This is a genomic window from Duganella sp. SG902 (genome assembly GCF_013376005.1).
In the GTDB taxonomy this organism is placed as follows: Bacteria; Pseudomonadota; Gammaproteobacteria; order Burkholderiales; family Burkholderiaceae_D; genus Rugamonas.
In genome coordinates this window covers 1-17,492 of the sequence record NZ_JABMJK010000009.1, presented here as the reverse complement: position 1 = coordinate 17,492, position 17,492 = coordinate 1, and the positions used below count along the sequence as shown (strand labels likewise).

At 61.8% G+C, this 17,492-nt stretch carries 17 protein-coding genes and 1 rRNA gene; 9 read left to right on the top strand and 9 right to left on the bottom strand.

The window, feature by feature from the left end; translation table 11 throughout:
• Positions 1–22: 22 nt before the first annotated feature.
• The 5 genes from FHW83_RS18950 to FHW83_RS18930 all read left to right on the top strand — a co-directional run bounded on the left by FHW83_RS18950 (position 23) and on the right by FHW83_RS18930 (position 6,424).
• Positions 23–481 (top strand): (2Fe-2S)-binding protein, encoded by a 459-nt coding sequence (locus FHW83_RS18950; protein WP_092279619.1) that lies wholly within the window; start codon positions 23–25, stop codon positions 479–481.
• Between the two features lie 13 nt (positions 482–494).
• The gene (locus tag FHW83_RS18945; RefSeq protein ID WP_176647909.1) at positions 495–2,711 is read left to right on the top strand and encodes a xanthine dehydrogenase family protein molybdopterin-binding subunit; all 2,217 of its coding nucleotides are present in this window, start codon (positions 495–497) and stop codon (positions 2,709–2,711) included.
• A gap of 5 nt (positions 2,712–2,716) precedes the next feature.
• The gene (locus FHW83_RS18940) at positions 2,717–3,283 is read left to right on the top strand and encodes a nucleotidyltransferase family protein (RefSeq protein WP_176647908.1); all 567 of its coding nucleotides are present in this window, start codon (positions 2,717–2,719) and stop codon (positions 3,281–3,283) included.
• Positions 3,283–5,091 (top strand): M61 family metallopeptidase, encoded by a 1,809-nt coding sequence (locus FHW83_RS18935; protein WP_373997236.1) that lies wholly within the window; start codon positions 3,283–3,285, stop codon positions 5,089–5,091. The genes FHW83_RS18940 and FHW83_RS18935 overlap by 1 nt, the downstream gene beginning before the upstream one ends.
• 139 nt (positions 5,092–5,230) lie before the next feature.
• The gene (locus FHW83_RS18930; RefSeq protein ID WP_229224263.1) at positions 5,231–6,424 is read left to right on the top strand and encodes a diguanylate cyclase; all 1,194 of its coding nucleotides are present in this window, start codon (positions 5,231–5,233) and stop codon (positions 6,422–6,424) included.
• On the opposite strand, the gene trpC is transcribed toward FHW83_RS18930, so the two are convergent.
• From trpC to rpe, 7 genes are all read right to left on the bottom strand, one after another.
• A complete protein-coding gene (gene trpC, locus FHW83_RS18925) occupies positions 6,375–7,175 on the bottom strand; it encodes an indole-3-glycerol phosphate synthase TrpC (RefSeq protein WP_176647906.1) in 801 nt (266 codons plus the stop codon). The two genes, FHW83_RS18930 and trpC, sit on opposite strands and share 50 nt — an antisense overlap.
• A gap of 2 nt (positions 7,176–7,177) precedes the next feature.
• A complete protein-coding gene (locus FHW83_RS18920) occupies positions 7,178–7,819 on the bottom strand; it encodes a LysE family translocator (RefSeq protein WP_176647905.1) in 642 nt (213 codons plus the stop codon).
• Positions 7,820–7,821: 2 nt separating this feature from the next.
• Entirely contained in the window at positions 7,822–8,859 is a 1,038-nt protein-coding gene (trpD, locus tag FHW83_RS18915; RefSeq protein WP_176647904.1) for an anthranilate phosphoribosyltransferase, read from the bottom strand.
• A gap of 17 nt (positions 8,860–8,876) precedes the next feature.
• Positions 8,877–9,440 carry an aminodeoxychorismate/anthranilate synthase component II gene (locus tag FHW83_RS18910; RefSeq protein ID WP_110846629.1) on the bottom strand — a complete coding sequence of 188 codons (564 nt, stop codon included), beginning with the start codon at positions 9,438–9,440 and terminating at the stop codon, positions 8,877–8,879.
• Between the two features lies 1 nt (position 9,441).
• On the bottom strand, positions 9,442–10,938 hold the full coding sequence (gene trpE / locus FHW83_RS18905; RefSeq protein ID WP_176647903.1) for an anthranilate synthase component I: 1,497 nt from the start codon (positions 10,936–10,938) through the stop codon (positions 9,442–9,444).
• 199 nt (positions 10,939–11,137) lie between these two features.
• Complete coding sequence (locus tag FHW83_RS18900; RefSeq protein ID WP_176647902.1) at positions 11,138–11,830, bottom strand: phosphoglycolate phosphatase; 693 nt, start codon at positions 11,828–11,830, stop codon at positions 11,138–11,140.
• Positions 11,831–11,834: 4 nt separating this feature from the next.
• Positions 11,835–12,500, bottom strand: a complete 666-nt coding sequence (gene rpe / locus FHW83_RS18895) for a ribulose-phosphate 3-epimerase (protein ID WP_176647901.1) — start codon at positions 12,498–12,500, stop codon at positions 11,835–11,837.
• A gap of 158 nt (positions 12,501–12,658) precedes the next feature.
• Here rpe and apaG point away from each other — a divergent pair, with 158 nt between their 5' ends.
• A complete protein-coding gene (apaG, locus tag FHW83_RS18890; RefSeq protein ID WP_176647900.1) occupies positions 12,659–13,033 on the top strand; it encodes a Co2+/Mg2+ efflux protein ApaG in 375 nt (124 codons plus the stop codon).
• A 96-nt stretch (positions 13,034–13,129) separates the two neighbouring features.
• The gene (locus FHW83_RS18885; RefSeq protein ID WP_176647899.1) at positions 13,130–14,356 is read left to right on the top strand and encodes a murein transglycosylase A; all 1,227 of its coding nucleotides are present in this window, start codon (positions 13,130–13,132) and stop codon (positions 14,354–14,356) included.
• Here the strand turns inward: FHW83_RS18885 and FHW83_RS18880 are convergent.
• The gene (locus FHW83_RS18880) at positions 14,353–14,790 is read right to left on the bottom strand and encodes a universal stress protein (RefSeq protein WP_176647898.1); all 438 of its coding nucleotides are present in this window, start codon (positions 14,788–14,790) and stop codon (positions 14,353–14,355) included. The genes FHW83_RS18885 and FHW83_RS18880 overlap by 4 nt on opposite strands.
• A gap of 44 nt (positions 14,791–14,834) precedes the next feature.
• The gene (locus FHW83_RS18875; protein WP_229224262.1) at positions 14,835–16,106 is read right to left on the bottom strand and encodes an MFS transporter; all 1,272 of its coding nucleotides are present in this window, start codon (positions 16,104–16,106) and stop codon (positions 14,835–14,837) included.
• A 72-nt stretch (positions 16,107–16,178) separates the two neighbouring features.
• Between FHW83_RS18875 and FHW83_RS18870 the strand changes: the two genes are divergently transcribed.
• A complete protein-coding gene (locus FHW83_RS18870) occupies positions 16,179–16,955 on the top strand; it encodes an enoyl-CoA hydratase (protein WP_176647897.1) in 777 nt (258 codons plus the stop codon).
• Between the two features lie 259 nt (positions 16,956–17,214).
• Positions 17,215–17,492 (top strand): 16S ribosomal RNA (locus tag FHW83_RS18865); the annotation flags it as partial.

The following is a 17,492-nucleotide window of genomic DNA, read 5'->3' as shown; positions in this document are numbered from 1 at the left end:
GCAGCGACAACTGGAGACTTGAATGATCACTTTGAACATCAACGGTAAAGATGTGCAGGTAGACGCCGATCCCTCGACGCCGATCCTGTGGGCCTTGCGCGATAACCTGAACATGACGGGCACCAAGTTCGGTTGCGGCATGGCGCTGTGCGGCGCCTGCACCGTGCACCTGGGCGGCCAGCCGATCCGCTCCTGCGTGACGCCGATTTCGGCCGCCGCCGGCCAGAAGATCACCACCATCGAGGCCATGGAGACCGACAAGGTGGGCAAGGCGGTCCAGGATGCGTGGGTCAAGATCGATGTGCCGCAATGCGGCTACTGCCAGAGTGGCCAGATCATGAGCGCCACCGCGCTGCTGCGCACCAACAAGAATCCGTCGGATGCGGAAATCGATAACGCCATGAGCGGCAATATCTGCCGATGCGGCACTTATCAGCGCATCCGCGCCGCAATCAAAGACGCCGCCAAATCCATCGCCTGAGGAGGAGACCATTATGCGTATCGAATGGCTTAATCAAGGCATGATCGCGAGCGCCTCGGCCTCCGGCATGTCGCGCCGCGGTTTCATGAAAGCCGGCGCGGTCGTCGGTGGCGGCTTCGTGCTGGGCTTCGTGGTGCCGGGTGGCGGGCGCTTCGCCAACGCGCAGCAGCCGCCGGCCAAGGTGTACGAACCAAACGCCTTCCTGCACATCGCGCCGGACAACCGCGTCACGGTGCAGGTCAACCGCCTGGAGTTCGGGCAGGGCGTGCAAACCGCGCTGCCGATGCTGATCGCGGAAGAACTGGACGCCGACTGGTCGCTGGTGAATGGCGCGCTGGCGCCGGCCGGGGATCAGTATAAGGACCCGGCGTTCGGCATCCAGATCACCGGCGGTTCTGGCAGCGTGGCGCACTCGTATCTGCAGTACCGCGAAATCGGCGCCAAGGCGCGCGCGATGCTGATCGCGGCGGCGGCCGAGCAGTGGAAGGTGCCGGCTGACCAGATCAGGACCGTCAAGGGCACGCTGATTGGTCCATCGGGCCAGAAAGCCACCTACGGCTCACTGGCCGAAGCGGCCATGAAGCAGCCGGTGCCCGCCACCGTCAAGCTGAAAGACCCGAAGGACTTCACCATCATCGGCAAACCGGTGAAACGCCTCGACGCGCGCGCCAAGTCCACCGGCAAGCAGCAGTTCGGCATGGACTTCAAGGCGCCCGACAGCAAGGTCGCCGTAGTGGCGCGCCCGCCGGTATTCGGCGCCAAGGTCGCCAAGTTCGACGCCAGCAAGGCCAAGGCCGTCAAGGGCGTGATCGATGTGCTGGAGGTGAAGACCGATCGCGGCGGCAGCGGCGTGGTGGTGATCGCCGATGGCTACTGGCCGGCCAAGACCGGCCGCGAGGCGCTGGCCATCGATTGGGATACCAGCGGCGTGGAAAAGGTCAGCAGCGAGAAGCAACTGGCCGAGTTCAAGACGCTGTCGCAAAAGCCGGGCAGCCCGGTGCGCAAGGCCGATACCTCCAAGCTGGCCGGCGCGGCGAAGAAAATCTCCGCCGTGTATGAATTCCCCTATCTGGCGCACGCGCCGATGGAGCCGCTGAACTGCGTGGTCGACCTGCGCAAGGACAGCTGCACGGTGTGGGCCGGTTCGCAATTCCAGACCATTGACCAGGGCGCGATTGCCGCCACCGCCGGCTTGAAGCCGGAGCAGGTCACGCTGAATACCATGATGGCCGGCGGTGGCTTCGGCCGCCGCGCGGTGCCGACTTCGGACTATCTGGTGGAGGCGGTCAACGTCGCCAAGGTGTGGCAGGCCGCCGGTCATAAGGAGCCGATCAAGGTGATCTGGGGCCGCGAGGACGACATCAAGGGCGGCTACTACCGTCCGTCGCACGTGCACCGCGCCGATATCGGCATCGATGCCAAGGGCGAGATCGTGGCGTGGAACCACGTCATCGTCGGCCAGTCCATCATCACCGGCACGCCGTTCGAGCCGATGATGGTCAAGGACGGCGTCGATGCGACCATGGTCGAAGGCATGGGCGAGCCTTATGAAGTGCCGCTCAACCTGAGCGCGCACTCGGTCAAGGCCAATGTGCCGGTGCTGTGGTGGCGTTCCGTCGGTTCGACCCACACGGCCTATGTGATGGAAACCCTGATCGACGAGGCTGCGCATGCGGCCAAAATGGATCCGGTGGCCTATCGCAAAAAGCTCGTGGGCGAGAAGGGCAAGCGCCACGTCGCCGCGCTGGATCTGGCGGTCGCCAAGTCGGGCTACGGCAAGAAGGCTTTACCTAAAGGCCAGGCTTACGGCGTGGCGGTGCACGAATCGTTCAACACCGTGATCGCCTACGTGGTGGTGGCCTCGGTGAAGAACGGCCAGCCAAAACTGCACTCGGTCACGGCGGGCGTCCACTGCAACACGGCGGTCAATCCTTTGACCATCGAGGCGCAGATCCAGGGCGCGGCGCTGATGGGCCTCGGCATGACCTTGCCGGGCGCCGCCATCACGCTGAAGGACGGCGTGGTCGAGCAGCAGAACTTCAGCGACTACACCGTTGCGCGCATGACGGACATGCCGAAGATCGATGTCCATATCGTGCCGTCCAACGATCCGCCGACCGGCATGGGCGAACCGGGCCTGCCGCCGCTGGCGCCCGCATTCGCCAACGCGCTGTTCAAGTTGACCGGCAAGCGCCTGCGCAAGCTGCCGTTCGACCTGGCCAGCGCCTGAGCAGGGTGGCGCTGACCGGCATCCTGCTGGCCGCCGGACGTGGTCGACGTTTCGATCCGTCCGGCGTGGAGAACAAACTGCTGCAAACCCTGGCCGGCGGTGAGATCGTCGTCGCCGCCAGTGCGAAGAATATGCTGGCCGTGCTTCCGCGCGTGCTGGCCGTGGTGCGCGAGGGCGACGACAAGGTCGCCGCGCTGCTGGGCCGCCTCGGTTGCGAGGTGCGCGTCTGCGCCACCGCCGATCTGGGCATGGGCGAATCCCTCGTCACCGCAATCGATTACACCAAGGGCGCCGAAGGCTGGCTGATAGGACTGGGCGACATGCCGCACGTCCGGCCGGACACCATGCGCGCGTTGGTCGCTACAATAGAGCGTGGCGCGCGCATCGCGGCGCCCGTGTTTGAAGGAAGGCGCGGCAATCCGGTCGCCTTCAGTGCATATCACTTGCCGTTGCTGCTGGCGCTGGAGGGCGACCAGGGCGCGCGCGCGATCTTGAAAAGCCATGCGGTCAGCGAAGTGGTGGTCGATGATGACGGCATCGTGCGCGACATCGACACAAAACAGGACTTATGATGAAAAAAAACCAAGCGGCTATCGCCTATACCATCGTCGGCCATGATCTGGCCGCGCACTTGTTCCATGTTTCGGTCACGGTGGCCGCGCCGGCCGAAGTGGGCCAGATCTTCGCGCTGCCGGCGTGGATACCCGGCAGCTACATGATCCGTGAGTTTTCCCGCAATATTGTACGCATCCGCGCCGAGTCCAGGGGCCAGCCGGTTGAGCTGACCAAGCTCGATAAGCACTCCTGGCAGGCCGCCCCGCTGGCCGACCGCGGCGCGCCGCTGACGGTGCACTATGAAGTCTATGCCTGGGACCTGTCGGTGCGCGCCGCGCACCTGGACCAGAACCATGGCTTCTTCAACGGCACCAGCGTGTTCCTGCGCGTGCTTGGGCAGGAGGAGCAGCCGCACGTGGTGGACATCCAGCGCCCGGCCGACGAAGCGGCGGCCACCTGGCGCGTGGCCACCTCGCTGGCGGAACTGAAAGCGAAACGTTATGGTTTTGGCACCTATATCGCCTCCAACTACGATGAACTGATCGACCATCCGGTGGAGTTGGGCGACTTTGCGCTGGCCACCTTCAAGGCGCATGGCGTCCCGCACGACATCGTCATCACCGGCCGTGTGCCCAACCTGGATCTGGCGCGCCTGAGCGCCGACCTGAAAAAAATCTGCGAAACCCAGATCGCCTTCTTCGAGCCGAAGACCAAGAAAGCGCCGATGGACCGCTATGTCTTCATGACCATGGCGGTGGGCGATGGCTATGGCGGGCTGGAACACCGCGCCTCGACCGCGCTGATTTGCAACCGCAACGATCTGCCGACCACCTCGTCCAGAAGCAAGGAAATCAACGACGGTTACCTGCAATACCTCGGCCTGTGCAGCCACGAATACTTCCATACCTGGAATGTGAAGCGCATCAAGCCGGCCGCGTTTGCGCCATATAACCTGCAGGTGGAGAATTATTCGCCGCTGCTATGGTTATTTGAAGGTTTCACCAGCTATTACGACGATTTAATGCTGGTACGCGCCGGCCTGATCGCGGAACCGGCTTATTTCAAACTGTTGGGTAAAACCGTGGGCAGCGTATTGCGCGGCAGCGGGCGCACCAAGCAAAGCGTGGCGGATTCGAGTTTTGATGCCTGGGGTAAATATTATCGCCAGGACGAAAATGCGCCAAATGCGATTATCAGCTATTACACCAAAGGTTCGTTAATCGGTTTGGCGCTGGATTTGAGTATTCGCGCTAAAACCGGCGGTAAAAAATCGCTGGACGATGTGATGCGTGCATTATGGCAGCGTTATGGCCGCGATTTTTATCATGGCGGCGGCCGTGGCGTTACGCCTGCGGAAGCGGAGGCCTTGTTTGATGAAATCAGCGGCGGCCGTTTCAAACCTTTCTTCGACAAATATATTCGCGGCACCGAAGATTTGCCGTTGGCGAAATTGCTGGCGCCATTTGGCGTTAAATATAATGACGAACGTAAATCGTCCAAACCCAGCTTCGATGCGAATCTCGGCCGGGATGGCAATGACTGCAAATTGTCCGCCGTCCATGAAAATGGCGCCGCGCATCGTGCCGGACTATCGGCCGGCGATATTCTGGTGGCAGTCGATGGTTTGCGCGTGACGGCCACTAATCTCGATAATCTGCTGTCCCGTTATGCGGTCGGCGATACGGTGGAGGTGCACGCCTTCCGCCGCGACGAGCTGATGGTGTTCAGTCTGACCTTGCAAGGCGACCGCGTGCCAGGCATTACCCTCACGCTGGAACAGCCCGCCAGGAAGGCAGCCGGTCCGCTCCGTCCAAGCGCTAGCTGATAAAAAACAGGGCCGCATCCGCCGATGCGGCCTTTTTTTCGTCCGGCTCATGCCAGTTTTTGGCATGTACTCGCTAGTTTCCAGCGTGTTTCCCGCTTTCTTTTCCCCAGCCAGGCTTTGTGGTTTAGAATCGGCCCCGATGAATTTACCCGATCCCTCCACCATATTGCTGATGGCAACGCTGATGGCTGTCGCCATGAGCGTCGTGCTGTACTCGGCACATCTGAACTTCCCCAAAGAAATCCAGGGCTTGCGCGATTGGGCGCTGGCGCTGGTATTGCTGGTGGGCGGCGTGGTGATGTTCGCCCTGCACGGCAAGTCGAATATCCTGCTGCTATTCGCCAACATCGTTATGACCTGGGGATTGGGATTAATGATGATCGGCACTGAGCGTTTTTATGAAATAAAACCGTCGTGGCGCTTATTTCATTTAAGCTGGATATTAATCGCCGTACTGCTTGGCTATTGGTTGTGGATTAAGCCCGATTTTATTACGCGCGTCGCTATTTCTTCACTGGTGGTATTTACCCTGCATGTGCGTGCCGTGGGTGTTATCCTGAAATATGGCGACGGCCATTTTTCCATGTGGTTTTTCGTCACTTTGATGATAATTGAGTCCATTATGGTTGCGGTGCGCGGCATATTGGCCGTAACAAGTGATAGCGATGTGAACCTGCTGGGCACAGGTACATTTGCCAGCTTATATCTGGCGACGGCGCAGTTCATGACATTGATGATGACGGTGGGCTTTATGACCGTCTGCACAAGGCGTTTGCAGGTAACGCTGGAGCGCCGTTCCACGCTGGATCCATTAACCGAGGTATTAAACCGACGTGGTTTTGCCGATATTTATGCCAAAGAGCATGCGTTGATGCGCCGGGAAGGCACCTTCCTGACCATGCTGAATATCGATATCGATTACTTCAAAAAAATTAACGACTCCCACGGTCACGCCGTCGGCGACCGTGTATTAATCGACGTGGCGCAAGTGATTACCAAAGCCTTGCGCGCCTCCGACCATCTGGCGCGATTCGGCGGAGAGGAATTCGTGGTGCTGTTGCCGGCCACCGGCCTGGACCGGGCGCTGCACATTACCGAGCGCATTCGCACCGCGCTGCGGTCACCGCGTGCGGACGTGCCGCCGTACACCGTCAGCGTTGGGGTGGCGTGTCAGACCAGCGCGGAGGAAAGCCTGGATGGCATCCTGGCGCGCGCCGACAAGGCACTGTATTGCGCTAAGGAAAGAGGGCGCGACCGCTATGAGATCGCGCCGGAGGCGGTATTTACTGGAACAAGCGTGCCAATTCGGCACCAGGGTCAGGCGCGCGCATAAACGCTTCGCCCACCAGGAAGGCATGCACATTGGCGTCGCGCATGGTTTTGACATCGGCCGGAGTCAGGATGCCGGATTCGGTGATCACCATCTTGTCCGATGGCATGCAGTCCAGCAGGCCGAGGGTGTTTTGCAGCGAGACCTCGAAGGTGCGCAGATTGCGGTTGTTGACGCCGACCAGACGGGTTTTCAGTTTCAGCGCGGCGGTCAGCTCGTCGCCATCGTGGGTTTCGACCAGCACGTCCATGCCCAATTCGTGCGCCACGGCTTCCATTTCCGCCATCAGGCCATGATCCAGCGCCGACACGATGAGCAGAATGGCATCGGCGCCCATGGCGCGCGCTTCGTAGATCTGGTAGATGTCGATCATGAAGTCCTTGCGCAGCACCGGCAGCGAGCAGGCTGCGCGCGCATGCTGCAGATACGCCACCGAACCCTGGAAGAACTGCTCGTCGGTCAGCACCGACAGGCACGCGGAGCCATTGGCTTCGTAGGTGGCGGCGATTTCCGCCGGGCGGAAGTCGGCACGGATCACGCCTTTCGATGGCGAGGCCTTTTTGATTTCGGTGATCACACCTGGTTTGCCGGCGTCGATTTTCGCCCGCAGGCTGGCTTCAAAGCAGCGCAGGCCGGCGCGCAGTTCGGTGTTGGATTCCACCTCGTCGCGCAGGCTGGCGAAGCTGCGGTATTTTTTCGCGGCGGCGACTTCGTCGGCTTTCACCGCGAGGATCTTATTCAGAATGTCAGACATGATTAACGTTGCTCCGAGAGTGCAAGGCGCACGCCGAGGGCCAGGAACAGGCCGCCCATGGTGCGGTTCAGCCACAGCGACACCAGCGGCTTGATTTTCAAACGCGTGCTGGCAAAGGCGGTGAACAAGGCGAGGCCGTGGCAATACAGCATGCCGTTGAAATTAAATATGGTGCCGAGGATGATGAAGGCCAGTGGCTTGCTGCCGCTGTCCACCGAGATAAACTGCGGCACAAACGCCAGGAAGAACAGCGCCACCTTGGGATTGAGGACGTTGGTCAGGAAGCCCTGGAAGAAAATCTTACGCCAGGCCAGCGGCTGGCTGGCGGCGGCCGGCGCCTCCGGTTCCTGGTTGCGCAGCTTCGCCCGCAGCATGCCGATGCCCATGTAGACGATGTAGGCCGCGCCCACCCATTTCACCACCGTGAAGGCGGCGGCGGAGGTGGACAGCACGGCCGACAGGCCAAGGGCCGCCGCGAAGATGTGCACCATGGTGCCGGCGCCGATGCCCAGCGCGGCGGCCGATCCGGCGCGCCAGCCCTGGGTGGCGCTGCGCGTCATGATCAGCAGCGAATCGGGGCCGGGCATGATGTTCAGCAGCAGGCCCGAGATGATAAACAACGTCAGGTCATGGATGCCGAACATGGTCAGTTACTCCGGCCGAGGCTTTGCGTGACTTCGACGAACTGCTCGATCTTGCGCAGCGCCGCGCCGGAATGAATCGCTTCGCGCGCGCGCTTCAGGCCATCCTCGATCGAGCTGGCCACGCCCGCCGCGTATAGCGCCGTGCCGGCATTCAGCGAGACGATATCGTAAGGCGCGCCCGGCTCGCCGCGCAGCGCTTCCATCATGCGCAGCTTGGACTCGGCCGCATCGGCCACACGCAGATTGCGGCTGGCGATCATCGACATGCCGAAATCTTCCGGATGGATTTCATACTCGCGGATCTCGCCGTCGATCAGCTCACCGACCATGGTGGAAGCGCCCAGTGACACTTCATCCATATTGTCCTTGCCGTAGACGACGATGGCATGCTGCGCGCCCAAACGCTGCAGCACGCGCACCTGAATACCAACCAGGTCGGCGTGGAACACGCCCATCAGGATATTCGGCGCGCCGGCCGGATTGGTCAGCGGGCCGAGGATGTTGAAGATCGAGCGCACGCCCAGTTCCTTGCGCACCGGCGCCACATGCTTCATGGCGGCGTGGTGGTTCGGCGCGAACATGAAGCCGATGCCGGTCTGCGCGATCGATTGCGCGATCTGCTCCGGCTTCAAATTGATGTTGGCGCCCAGCGACTCAATCACGTCCGCGCTGCCGGACGACGACGACACGCTGCGGCCGCCATGCTTGGCCACGCGCGCGCCCGCCGCCGCCGCGACGAACATGGCGGTGGTGGAGATGTTAAAGGTATGCGCGCCGTCGCCGCCGGTGCCGACGATGTCGAGCAGGCCGGTGGTGTCGGCCATCGGCACCTTGGTGGAGAACTCGCGCATCACCGTCGCGGCGGCGGCGATTTCGCCGATGGTTTCTTTTTTCACGCGCAGGCCCATGGTCAGGGCGGCCACCATGGTTGGCGACATTTCGCCCGACATGATCTGGCGGAACAGGTGCAGCATCTCGTCGTGGAAGATTTCGCGATGTTCGATGCAGCGCAGCAGTGCTTCTTGATGGGTGATAGGCATGGCTTATCCTTCTTTAATCAGCGTACGAGAAAGTTCTTCAACAGTTGGTGGCCGTGTTCCGACAGGATGGACTCGGGGTGAAACTGCACGCCCTCGATGTCGTATTCCTTGTGCCGCACGCCCATGATTTCACCGTCGTCGGTCCATGCCGTCACTTCCAGGCAGGACGGCAGCGAGCTACGCTCGATGGCCAACGAGTGATACCGGATCACTGTGAAGGGGGAGGGCAAGTCCTTGAAGACGCCCACGCCCGTATGCGCGATTAAAGAAGTTTTGCCATGCATGACCTGCTTGGCGCGAATAACCTTGCCGCCGAACGCCTCGCCTATGGCCTGGTGGCCAAGGCACACGCCCAGAATCGGCTTTTTGCCGGCGAAGTGCTTCAGCACTTCAATCGAAATGCCTGCTTGCGAAGGATCTTTCGGTCCCGGCGAAATGCAGATGTGGTCAGGGTTCAGCGCCTCGATCTCCGCGATGGTGATTTCATCATTGCGGTAGACGCGCACGTCTTCACCCAGCTCGCCGAAGTACTGCACGATGTTGTAGGTGAAGGAGTCGTAGTTGTCGATCATCAGCAGCATATTAGAACTCCCCATCCAGACCATCTTGCACTTGCTCGGCGGCGCGCAGCACTGCGCGCGCCTTGTGTTCAGTTTCCTGCCATTCCATCTCGGCGATGGAGTCGGCGACGATGCCGGCGGCGGCCTGCACGTACAGGTTGCCGTCCTTGATCACGCCGGTGCGGATCGCGATCGCCACGTCCATCTCGCCGCCGAACGACAGGTAGCCGCAGGCGCCGCCATAGATGCCGCGCTTGGAGATTTCCAGCTCGTCAATGATTTCCATCGCGCGCACTTTCGGCGCCCCGGTCAGCGTGCCGGCCGGGAAGGTGGCACGCAGCACGTCCAGGTTGGACAGGCCTTCTTTCAGCTTGCCCTCGACGTTGGAGACGATGTGCTGCACGTGCGAGTATTTTTCGATGACCAGGCGGTCGGTAACCTTGACGCTGCCGATCTCCGAAATGCGGCCCAGGTCATTGCGCGCCAGGTCGATCAGCATCACGTGTTCGGCGATTTCCTTTTGATCCGCCAGCAGTTCCTTGGCCAGCTCGGCGTCGCGTTCAGGCGTCGAACCACGAGGGCGGGTGCCGGCGATCGGGCGAAGCGTGACTTTTTTCTCGCCGTCCGGCGCGGTCTCGTTGCGCACCAGGATCTCCGGCGAGGCGCCGACGATCTGCATGTCGCCGAAATTGTAGAAGTACATATACGGCGACGGGTTCAGCGAACGCAGCGCGCGGTACAGGCTCAGTGGCGAATCAACGTAAGGCTTGCGGATGCGCTGGCCGATCTGCACCTGCATCAAGTCGCCGGCCAGCACGTACTCGTGGGCGCGGGCCACGGCTTTCAGGTAATCCTCTTTCGCGAACTCGCGCACAGCCTCGGTGCGCACCGAGGCGCTGGTCACCGGCGCCTCCACGCCACGGCGCAGCATCATGCGCAGGTCTTTCAGGCGCTGCTTCGCTTTGGAATAGGACTCGGGCTGCGTCGTGTCGGCGTAGACGATCAGATACAGCTTGCCGCTCAGGTTATCGATGACGGCCAGTTCCTCGGTCACCATCAGCTGGATGTCGGGCAGGCCCAGGTCATCTTTTTGTGCGCTGTGGGCCAGGGTTTTCTCGATGTGGCGCACGGTGTCGTAGCCGAAGTAGCCGGCCAGGCCGCCGCAGAAACGCGGCATGCCGGGGCGGATGGCGACTTTAAAGCGCTTTTGATACGCCTCGATGAAATCCAGCGGGTTGCCTTCGTGGGTCTCGATCACGGCGCCGTTCTTGACGATTTCCGTGCGGTTGCCGAAGGTGCGCAGCAGCGTGGTCGCCGGCAGGCCGATGAAGGAGAAGCGGCCGAAACGCTCGCCGCCCACCACCGACTCCAGCAGGAAGGTGTTCTTGCCGGCGTTCTGGGTCTGGGCCAGTTTCAGGTACAGCGTGAGGGGCGTTTCGAGATCGGCGAAAGCTTCCGCGATCAGGGGGATACGGTTGTAGCCATCCGTGGCCAGCGATTTGAATTCGAGTTCGGTCATGTGTTCTCTCCATGCGCTGGCCGAGGTGTGCCAGCGTAGTGGTGCATCAAAAAACCTGTCGCGCGCAAGCGGGCGGACGACAGCAATCAGTTCGGCTTAGTTTTGCCAGGATTGCCAGCGTCGCCACAGCCAGGCCTCAATCGAGCCTGGTTGGTTGACGATGTGTTTTTTGGTGAGAGACGACATTTTGGTCAGTTGTTCAGCTATTGGTGTGATGTGAACGAATCAGGCTAGCCGCTTCTAGCAGCGTGGCTACTATACCATCGGAATCCGTGTCGTGTATAGACTCTCCGTGGTTATATCCATATGGGACCGTCAAAACCGGGCAACCCGCAGCCCGCGCGGCTTGCGCGTCATTCGAGGAATCGCCGATCGCCACCACTTGGGACGGCGGCAGGTCGAAGTCGGCGCACACCGTTTGCAGGGGCAGCGGATCCGGTTTCTTGCGCGGCAGCGAGTCGCCGCCGTAGACCACTTCGAAGAACTGGTCCAGGCCTTTCAATTTCAATAACGGCGTGGTGAAGCTGATTGGCTTGTTGGTCACGCAGGCCAGGCGCAGGCCTTGCGCCTTCATGGCCGCCAGTCCCTCGGTCACCTGCGGGAACAGGGTGCTGTAATTGCCGTTGATGGCCAGGTAGTGGCGCTGGTAGGCGTCCATCGCTTGCGCGAACGCCGCCTCGACGCGCTCCGCCTCCCAATCCAGCCCCAGGACGGAGCGGATCAGGTTTTCCGAGCCCTTGCCGACCATCAGGGCGATTTGCTCCTGGGTGATCGGGTCCAGGCCCAGTTCGGCGCGCATGCCGTTGATCGCGACGTGGAAGTCGGGGATCGTGTCCAGCATGGTGCCGTCGAGGTCGATGATTGCGGCGCGCACGCCTGCCAGCACGCTCATCGTCTTATACCTTGGCCAGGTTGGTGCGCATGGCGTCGATCACGGCCTTGTAGTCCGGCTGGCCGAAGATGGCCGAACCGGCGACGAAGGTGTCCGCACCCGCTGCCGCGGCGGCGGCGATGTTCTCGATCTTGATGCCGCCGTCCACTTCCAGCAGGATGTCGCGGCCGGATTCGTCGATCAGGCGGCGCGCCTCGGCGATTTTCTTCAGCGCCTGCGGAATGAAGGACTGGCCGCCAAAGCCCGGGTTGACCGACATGATCAGGATCATGTCGACCTTGTCCATCACGTGCTCCAGGTAGCTCAGCGGGGTGGCCGGGTTGAACACCAGGCCGGCCTTGCAGCCGTGGTCGCGGATCAGTTGCAGCGAGCGGTCGATGTGCTCGGACGCTTCCGGGTGGAAGGTGATGATGTTGGCGCCGGCCTTGGCGAAGTCAGGAATGATGCGGTCCACCGGCTTGACCATCAGGTGCACATCGATCGGCACATCCACGTGCGGGCGGATCGCCTGGCACACCAGCGGGCCGATGGTCAGGTTGGGAACATAATGGTTGTCCATCACGTCAAAGTGGATGATGTCGGCGCCGGCGGATACGACGTTGCGTACCTCTTCGCCCAGGCGGGCGAAATCGGCGGACAGGATGCTGGGAGCGATGCGGTAGGTGGTCATGGCTTGGGGCTTGCAATAAAAAAGATGCGCTATTTTACGCTGGTCCGGACGCCAGCGCCCGTTTTCAGCCGCGTCCTCCTTGCACACAAAGCGGATTTGCGGTGCAATGAGTGCTTGGCGATATACAATCGCCAAGTTTGCTATTTAGAGGAATGTTGATGTCCACTTATGAATTTACCGTGTCGGTCAGAACCCAGTACCTGCCGGAGCAGTCGGACCCGGAGCGCACGAATTTCGTGTTTACGTACTCGATCACGATCAAGAATACCGGCACGGTGGCCGCGCAGCTGATTTCGCGCCACTGGATCATCACGGACGCCAACAACCACATCGAGGAAGTGCGCGGGCTGGGCGTGGTCGGCCACCAGCCGCTGCTGCAGCCGGGCGAGCAGTTCGAGTACACCAGCGGCGCCGCCCTGCAAACCCCGCAGGGCTCGATGGTGGGCGAATATTTCTGCGTGGCCGAGGACGGCCACCAGTTCGAGGCCAAGATCCCGGAATTCGTGCTGTCGCTGCCGCGCACTCTGCATTGATTACTTCTTACCCTTCATGGTCCACCAGACGATGAAGACCAGCAGGAAGAAGGCCACGCCTGCTTCTATCATCAATAGCCACATAGTTATCCTTTTATGTCTCTCACGTCCCGTAGTCTACTCGTTCCGCTGAGCGCCGTCGCGCTGGCCCTGGCCGCTTGCACCTCCACCCCGCTGCCGCCGCAAAAACCGGCCGAGCCGCCGGCGCTGCCGCAGCCTCCCGCGCCGCCGCCGGCCCAGCCCGCGCCGCCGACGCCGCCCGTCCAGCCGGCGCCGCCCGCCAAGCTGCAACTGGTGCCGGCCACCTATGCCGCGCTGCCGGGCTGGGACAAGGACGATGTGCGCGCCGCCTGGCCGGCGTTCATGTCCTCCTGCTCGGTGCTGATCAAGCAGGCCACGTGGAAAGAGCCGTGCACCATCGCCCGCTCGGTGAACGCCAACGACGAGCGCGCCATCCGCACGTTCTTCGAGACCTTCCTGGAGCCGAACCAGGTGATCGCGCCGGATGGCGCCACCGACGGCCTGATCACCGGCTACTACGAGCCGCTGCTGCACGGCGCCCGCAAGAAGGGCGGCCCGTACCAGACGCCGCTGTATAAGGTGCCGGACGACATGGTCACCATCGACCTGGCCAGCGTCTATCCCGAGCTGAAGGGCATGCGCCTGCGCGGCAAGGTGGTGGGCAAGAAGGTGGTGCCGTATGCCACCCGCGCCGATATCGAATCGGCCAATTTCAGCGGCAAGGAGCTGCTGTGGGTGGACGATCCGGTCGAGTCCTTCTTCCTGCAAGTGCAGGGCTCGGGCCGCGTACAGCTGAGCGACACCGGCGAAACCGTGCGCGTCGCGTATGCGGACCAGAACGGCCATCCGTATAAGTCGATCGGTAAATACCTGGTGGAGAAGGGCGAGCTGACGCTGGAGCAGGCCTCGGCGCAGGGCATCAAGGCGTGGATCGCCGGCCATCCGACCCGCATGCAGGAGCTGTTCAATGTGAACCCGAGCTATGTGTTCTTCAAGGAGGAAAAGCTGCCGGACCCGAAAGTGGGGCCGAAGGGCTCGCTGGGCGTGCCGTTGACGCCGCAGCGCTCGGTCGCCATCGACGCCACCCAGCTGCCGCAGGGCGCGCCGGTGTTCCTCTCCACCACCCAGCCAAACAGCGACATTCCGCTGCAGCGGCTGGTGATGGCGCAGGACACGGGCGGCGCCATCCGTGGCGCCATCCGCGTCGACTACTTCTTCGGCTTCGGTACGGAGGCGGCCGAGAACGCGGGCCGCATGAAGCAGCGCGGCAGCATCTGGGTGCTGCTGCCGAAGCAGTTCTAGCGCAGGACCAGGACGGGCAGCGTGGTGTGCGACAACACGCGCTGCGTCTCGCTGCCCAGGAACAGCTTGTTCAGGCCCTTGCGTCCGTGCGAGGCCATCATGATCAGGTCGCAGCCGTATTTTTTGGCCGCTTCCACAATCTCCTCGTAGGGATTGGGCGACATCGCGATCACCCCTTCAAATGGAATGCCGGCCGCGCTGGCGGCGGCCGCTACCTTGTCGATATGGTGGCGCGCGGCGTTCTTGATCTGAGTTTCGTACTGGCCGGTGTCGATCATGGCGCCGCTGTCGCCCAGCGAGGGCAGCAGCATGGGCTGGATCACCGTGACGGCGACGATGCGCGACTGGTGCAGCTTGGCGAAATCGACCGCGATGGCGGTGGCTTTGTCCGACAGGTCGGAGCCGTCGGTGGGCAGCAGGATGGATTTGAACATGGCTGACTCCCGTGGGTGAGCATTGGAGCCAGCCTACTGGCTAGTCAGCTTTTCTGGCGCACGGATGGCGACAGGGCCAGCAGCAACATCAGCACCACGCTGCCGGCCGCCACGCAGGCCAGCCCGGTGCGCACGTTGAAATGCTCGCCGAGGTAGCCGGCCGTCAGCGCGCCCACCGGCGCGATCGCCACTGTCAGGAAGCGCATGGTGGAGACCATGCGGCCCAGGTAGGCGTCCGGCGTGACCTTCTGGCGCAGCGTGGTGTAGGGCATCAGGAACAGCATCACGCCGCAGTCGAGGAACAGCGACATGGCGGCGCAGGCGATCGCGCTGGCCAGCGGATAGCCGAACAGATTGGCCGGGATCAGCGGATTCATAATATAGGCAAAGGTGCACAGGCCGATGCCGGTCAGCATGGTGCCGGTGGCGCCGAAGCGTGTCGTCAGCGGCTTCAGCAGCAGCGAGCTGGCCAGCACGCCGATGGCGCCGATCATCTGCGCCACGCCCAGCATGCCGGGGCTCATGCCCAGCTCGCGCGTGGCGAAAATCACGTGCAGCGCGGCGAAGCCGTAGAACAGCATGTGCCACAGGCCCGAGGCCCAGGCCAGCGTGCGCAGCAGCGGCTGGCTCCAGATGAAGTGGAAGCCGTCCATCACATCGCGCAGCGGATGCTTGTCGGAGGGCGGCGGTTTGGGATCGTTGGCCTTTACATTGCGCAGCAGGGCGATCGAGACCAGGAAGCCGAGCGCGTTCAGGATCACCGCGTAGGGCGCGGTCAGCCACTGGATCAGCACGCCGGCGATGCCGGGCGCCACCAGGCGCGAGGCGGAATCGGTGGCGGTGAACTTGGACTGGGCGTCGGTCAGCTTGTCGCGGCCGATCATATTGGTCAGGAACACCTGCTCGGCGCCGCCGCCCACCACGCCGCAGGCGCCGGAAATAAACGACACCACATACAGCCATTGCACCGACAGCAGTCCCAGCCACCAAGCCAGCGGGATGCTGACCAGCGCCGCCGCCTGGATGGCTTTGCTGGCCAGCAAGATCGGCAACTTTCGGTTGCGGTCGAGGAAAACGCCGGCCGGCAGGGCCAGCAGCGCGAAGGGCAGGGCGGCCGCCGCGCCCATCATGCCCATCTGCGAGGGCGAGGCTTTCAGCATCAGCACCGCGCACAGCGGCAGCGCCAGCGCGCTGACATAACTGCCGAAGCCGTTCAGGATGGCGCTGGCCCAGTAGCGGCGGAAATCGCCGTTGCGCAGCAGTTCGTCGTTGCGAAGGAAGTTAAAAATGGGGAACTCTTCAGTGCGGATTGCCAAATTTCAATCATACCAGCGCCGGCGATAGACGCTACAATCGATCAGTCATATTTCCCTCTGGAGGAGCATCCCATGCAATACGAAGACCTGATCGTCGAAGTGCACGACAAAGTCGCCCTGATCCGCCTGAACCGCCCTAAGGCTCTGAATGCGCTCAACGACCGCATGATGAACGAGCTGGGCGACGCCTTGTATAAGTTTGATGCCGACCCGGCCATCGGCTGCATCGTGCTGACGGGCAGCGAGAAGGCCTTCGCGGCCGGCGCCGACATCGCCGCCATGGTCGACTACACCTACCCGGACACTTACCGCGACAACTATATCGGCCGCAACTGGGAGCACATCCTGCGCGTGCGCAAGCCGGTGATCGGCGCGGTGGCCGGTTTCGCGTTGGGCGGCGGCTGCGAGCTGGCCATGATGTGCGACTTCCTGGTGGCGGCCGACAGCGCCAAGTTCGGCCAGCCGGAGATCAAGGTCGGCGTGGTGCCGGGCGCTGGCGGCACGCAGCGCCTGCCGCGCGCGATCGGCAAAGCCAAGGCCATGGACATGCTGCTGACCGCGCGCACCATCGACGCGGCCGAGGCCGAGCGCATCGGCCTGGTGTCGCGCGTGATCCCGGCGGACAAACTGATCGAGGAAGTGCTGGCGATCGCCAGGCAGATCGCTTCGATGTCGACCTCGGTGGCCATGCAGATCAAGGACTCGGTCAACCGCGCCTTTGAAACCACGCTGTCGGAAGGCGTCTCTTATGAGCGCCGTCTGTTCCAGGCCGCGTTCGGCACGCCTGCCCAAAAAGAAGGCATGCAAGCTTTCCTGGAAAAGCGCTTGCCAAACTTCGAGGGTCTTTGATATGATTCTGTCCCTCGCGATTCGAGACACGCAAATGTTAAGAAAAACGAGGGGTTGACGAGATCTACGAAACACTTCATAATCTCATCTCTCTGCTGCGAACAAAACGCTTCGTAGCGCAAGACAAGATCTTTAAAAATTAACAGTCGATAAGTGTGGGCATTTGGTGCTGCAACAAAAAGCATTAAATGCTCAACAAAAAATACTGTCAGTATTTTGAGTGAGCGAACCTGGTCAGAAATGACCACAAACAGAGATTAAACTAAAGAGTTTGATCCTGGCTCAGATTGAACGCTGGCGGCATGCCTTACACATGCAAGTCGAACGGCAGCACGGAGCTTGCTCTGGTGGCGAGTGGCGAACGGGTGAGTAATATATCGGAACGTACCCAAGAGTGGGGGATAACGTAGCGAAAGTTACGCTAATACCGCATACGATCTATGGATGAAAGCAGGGGACCGCAAGGCCTTGTGCTCCTGGAGCGGCCGATATCTGATTAGCTAGTTGGTGGGGTAAAGGCCCACCAAGGCATCGATC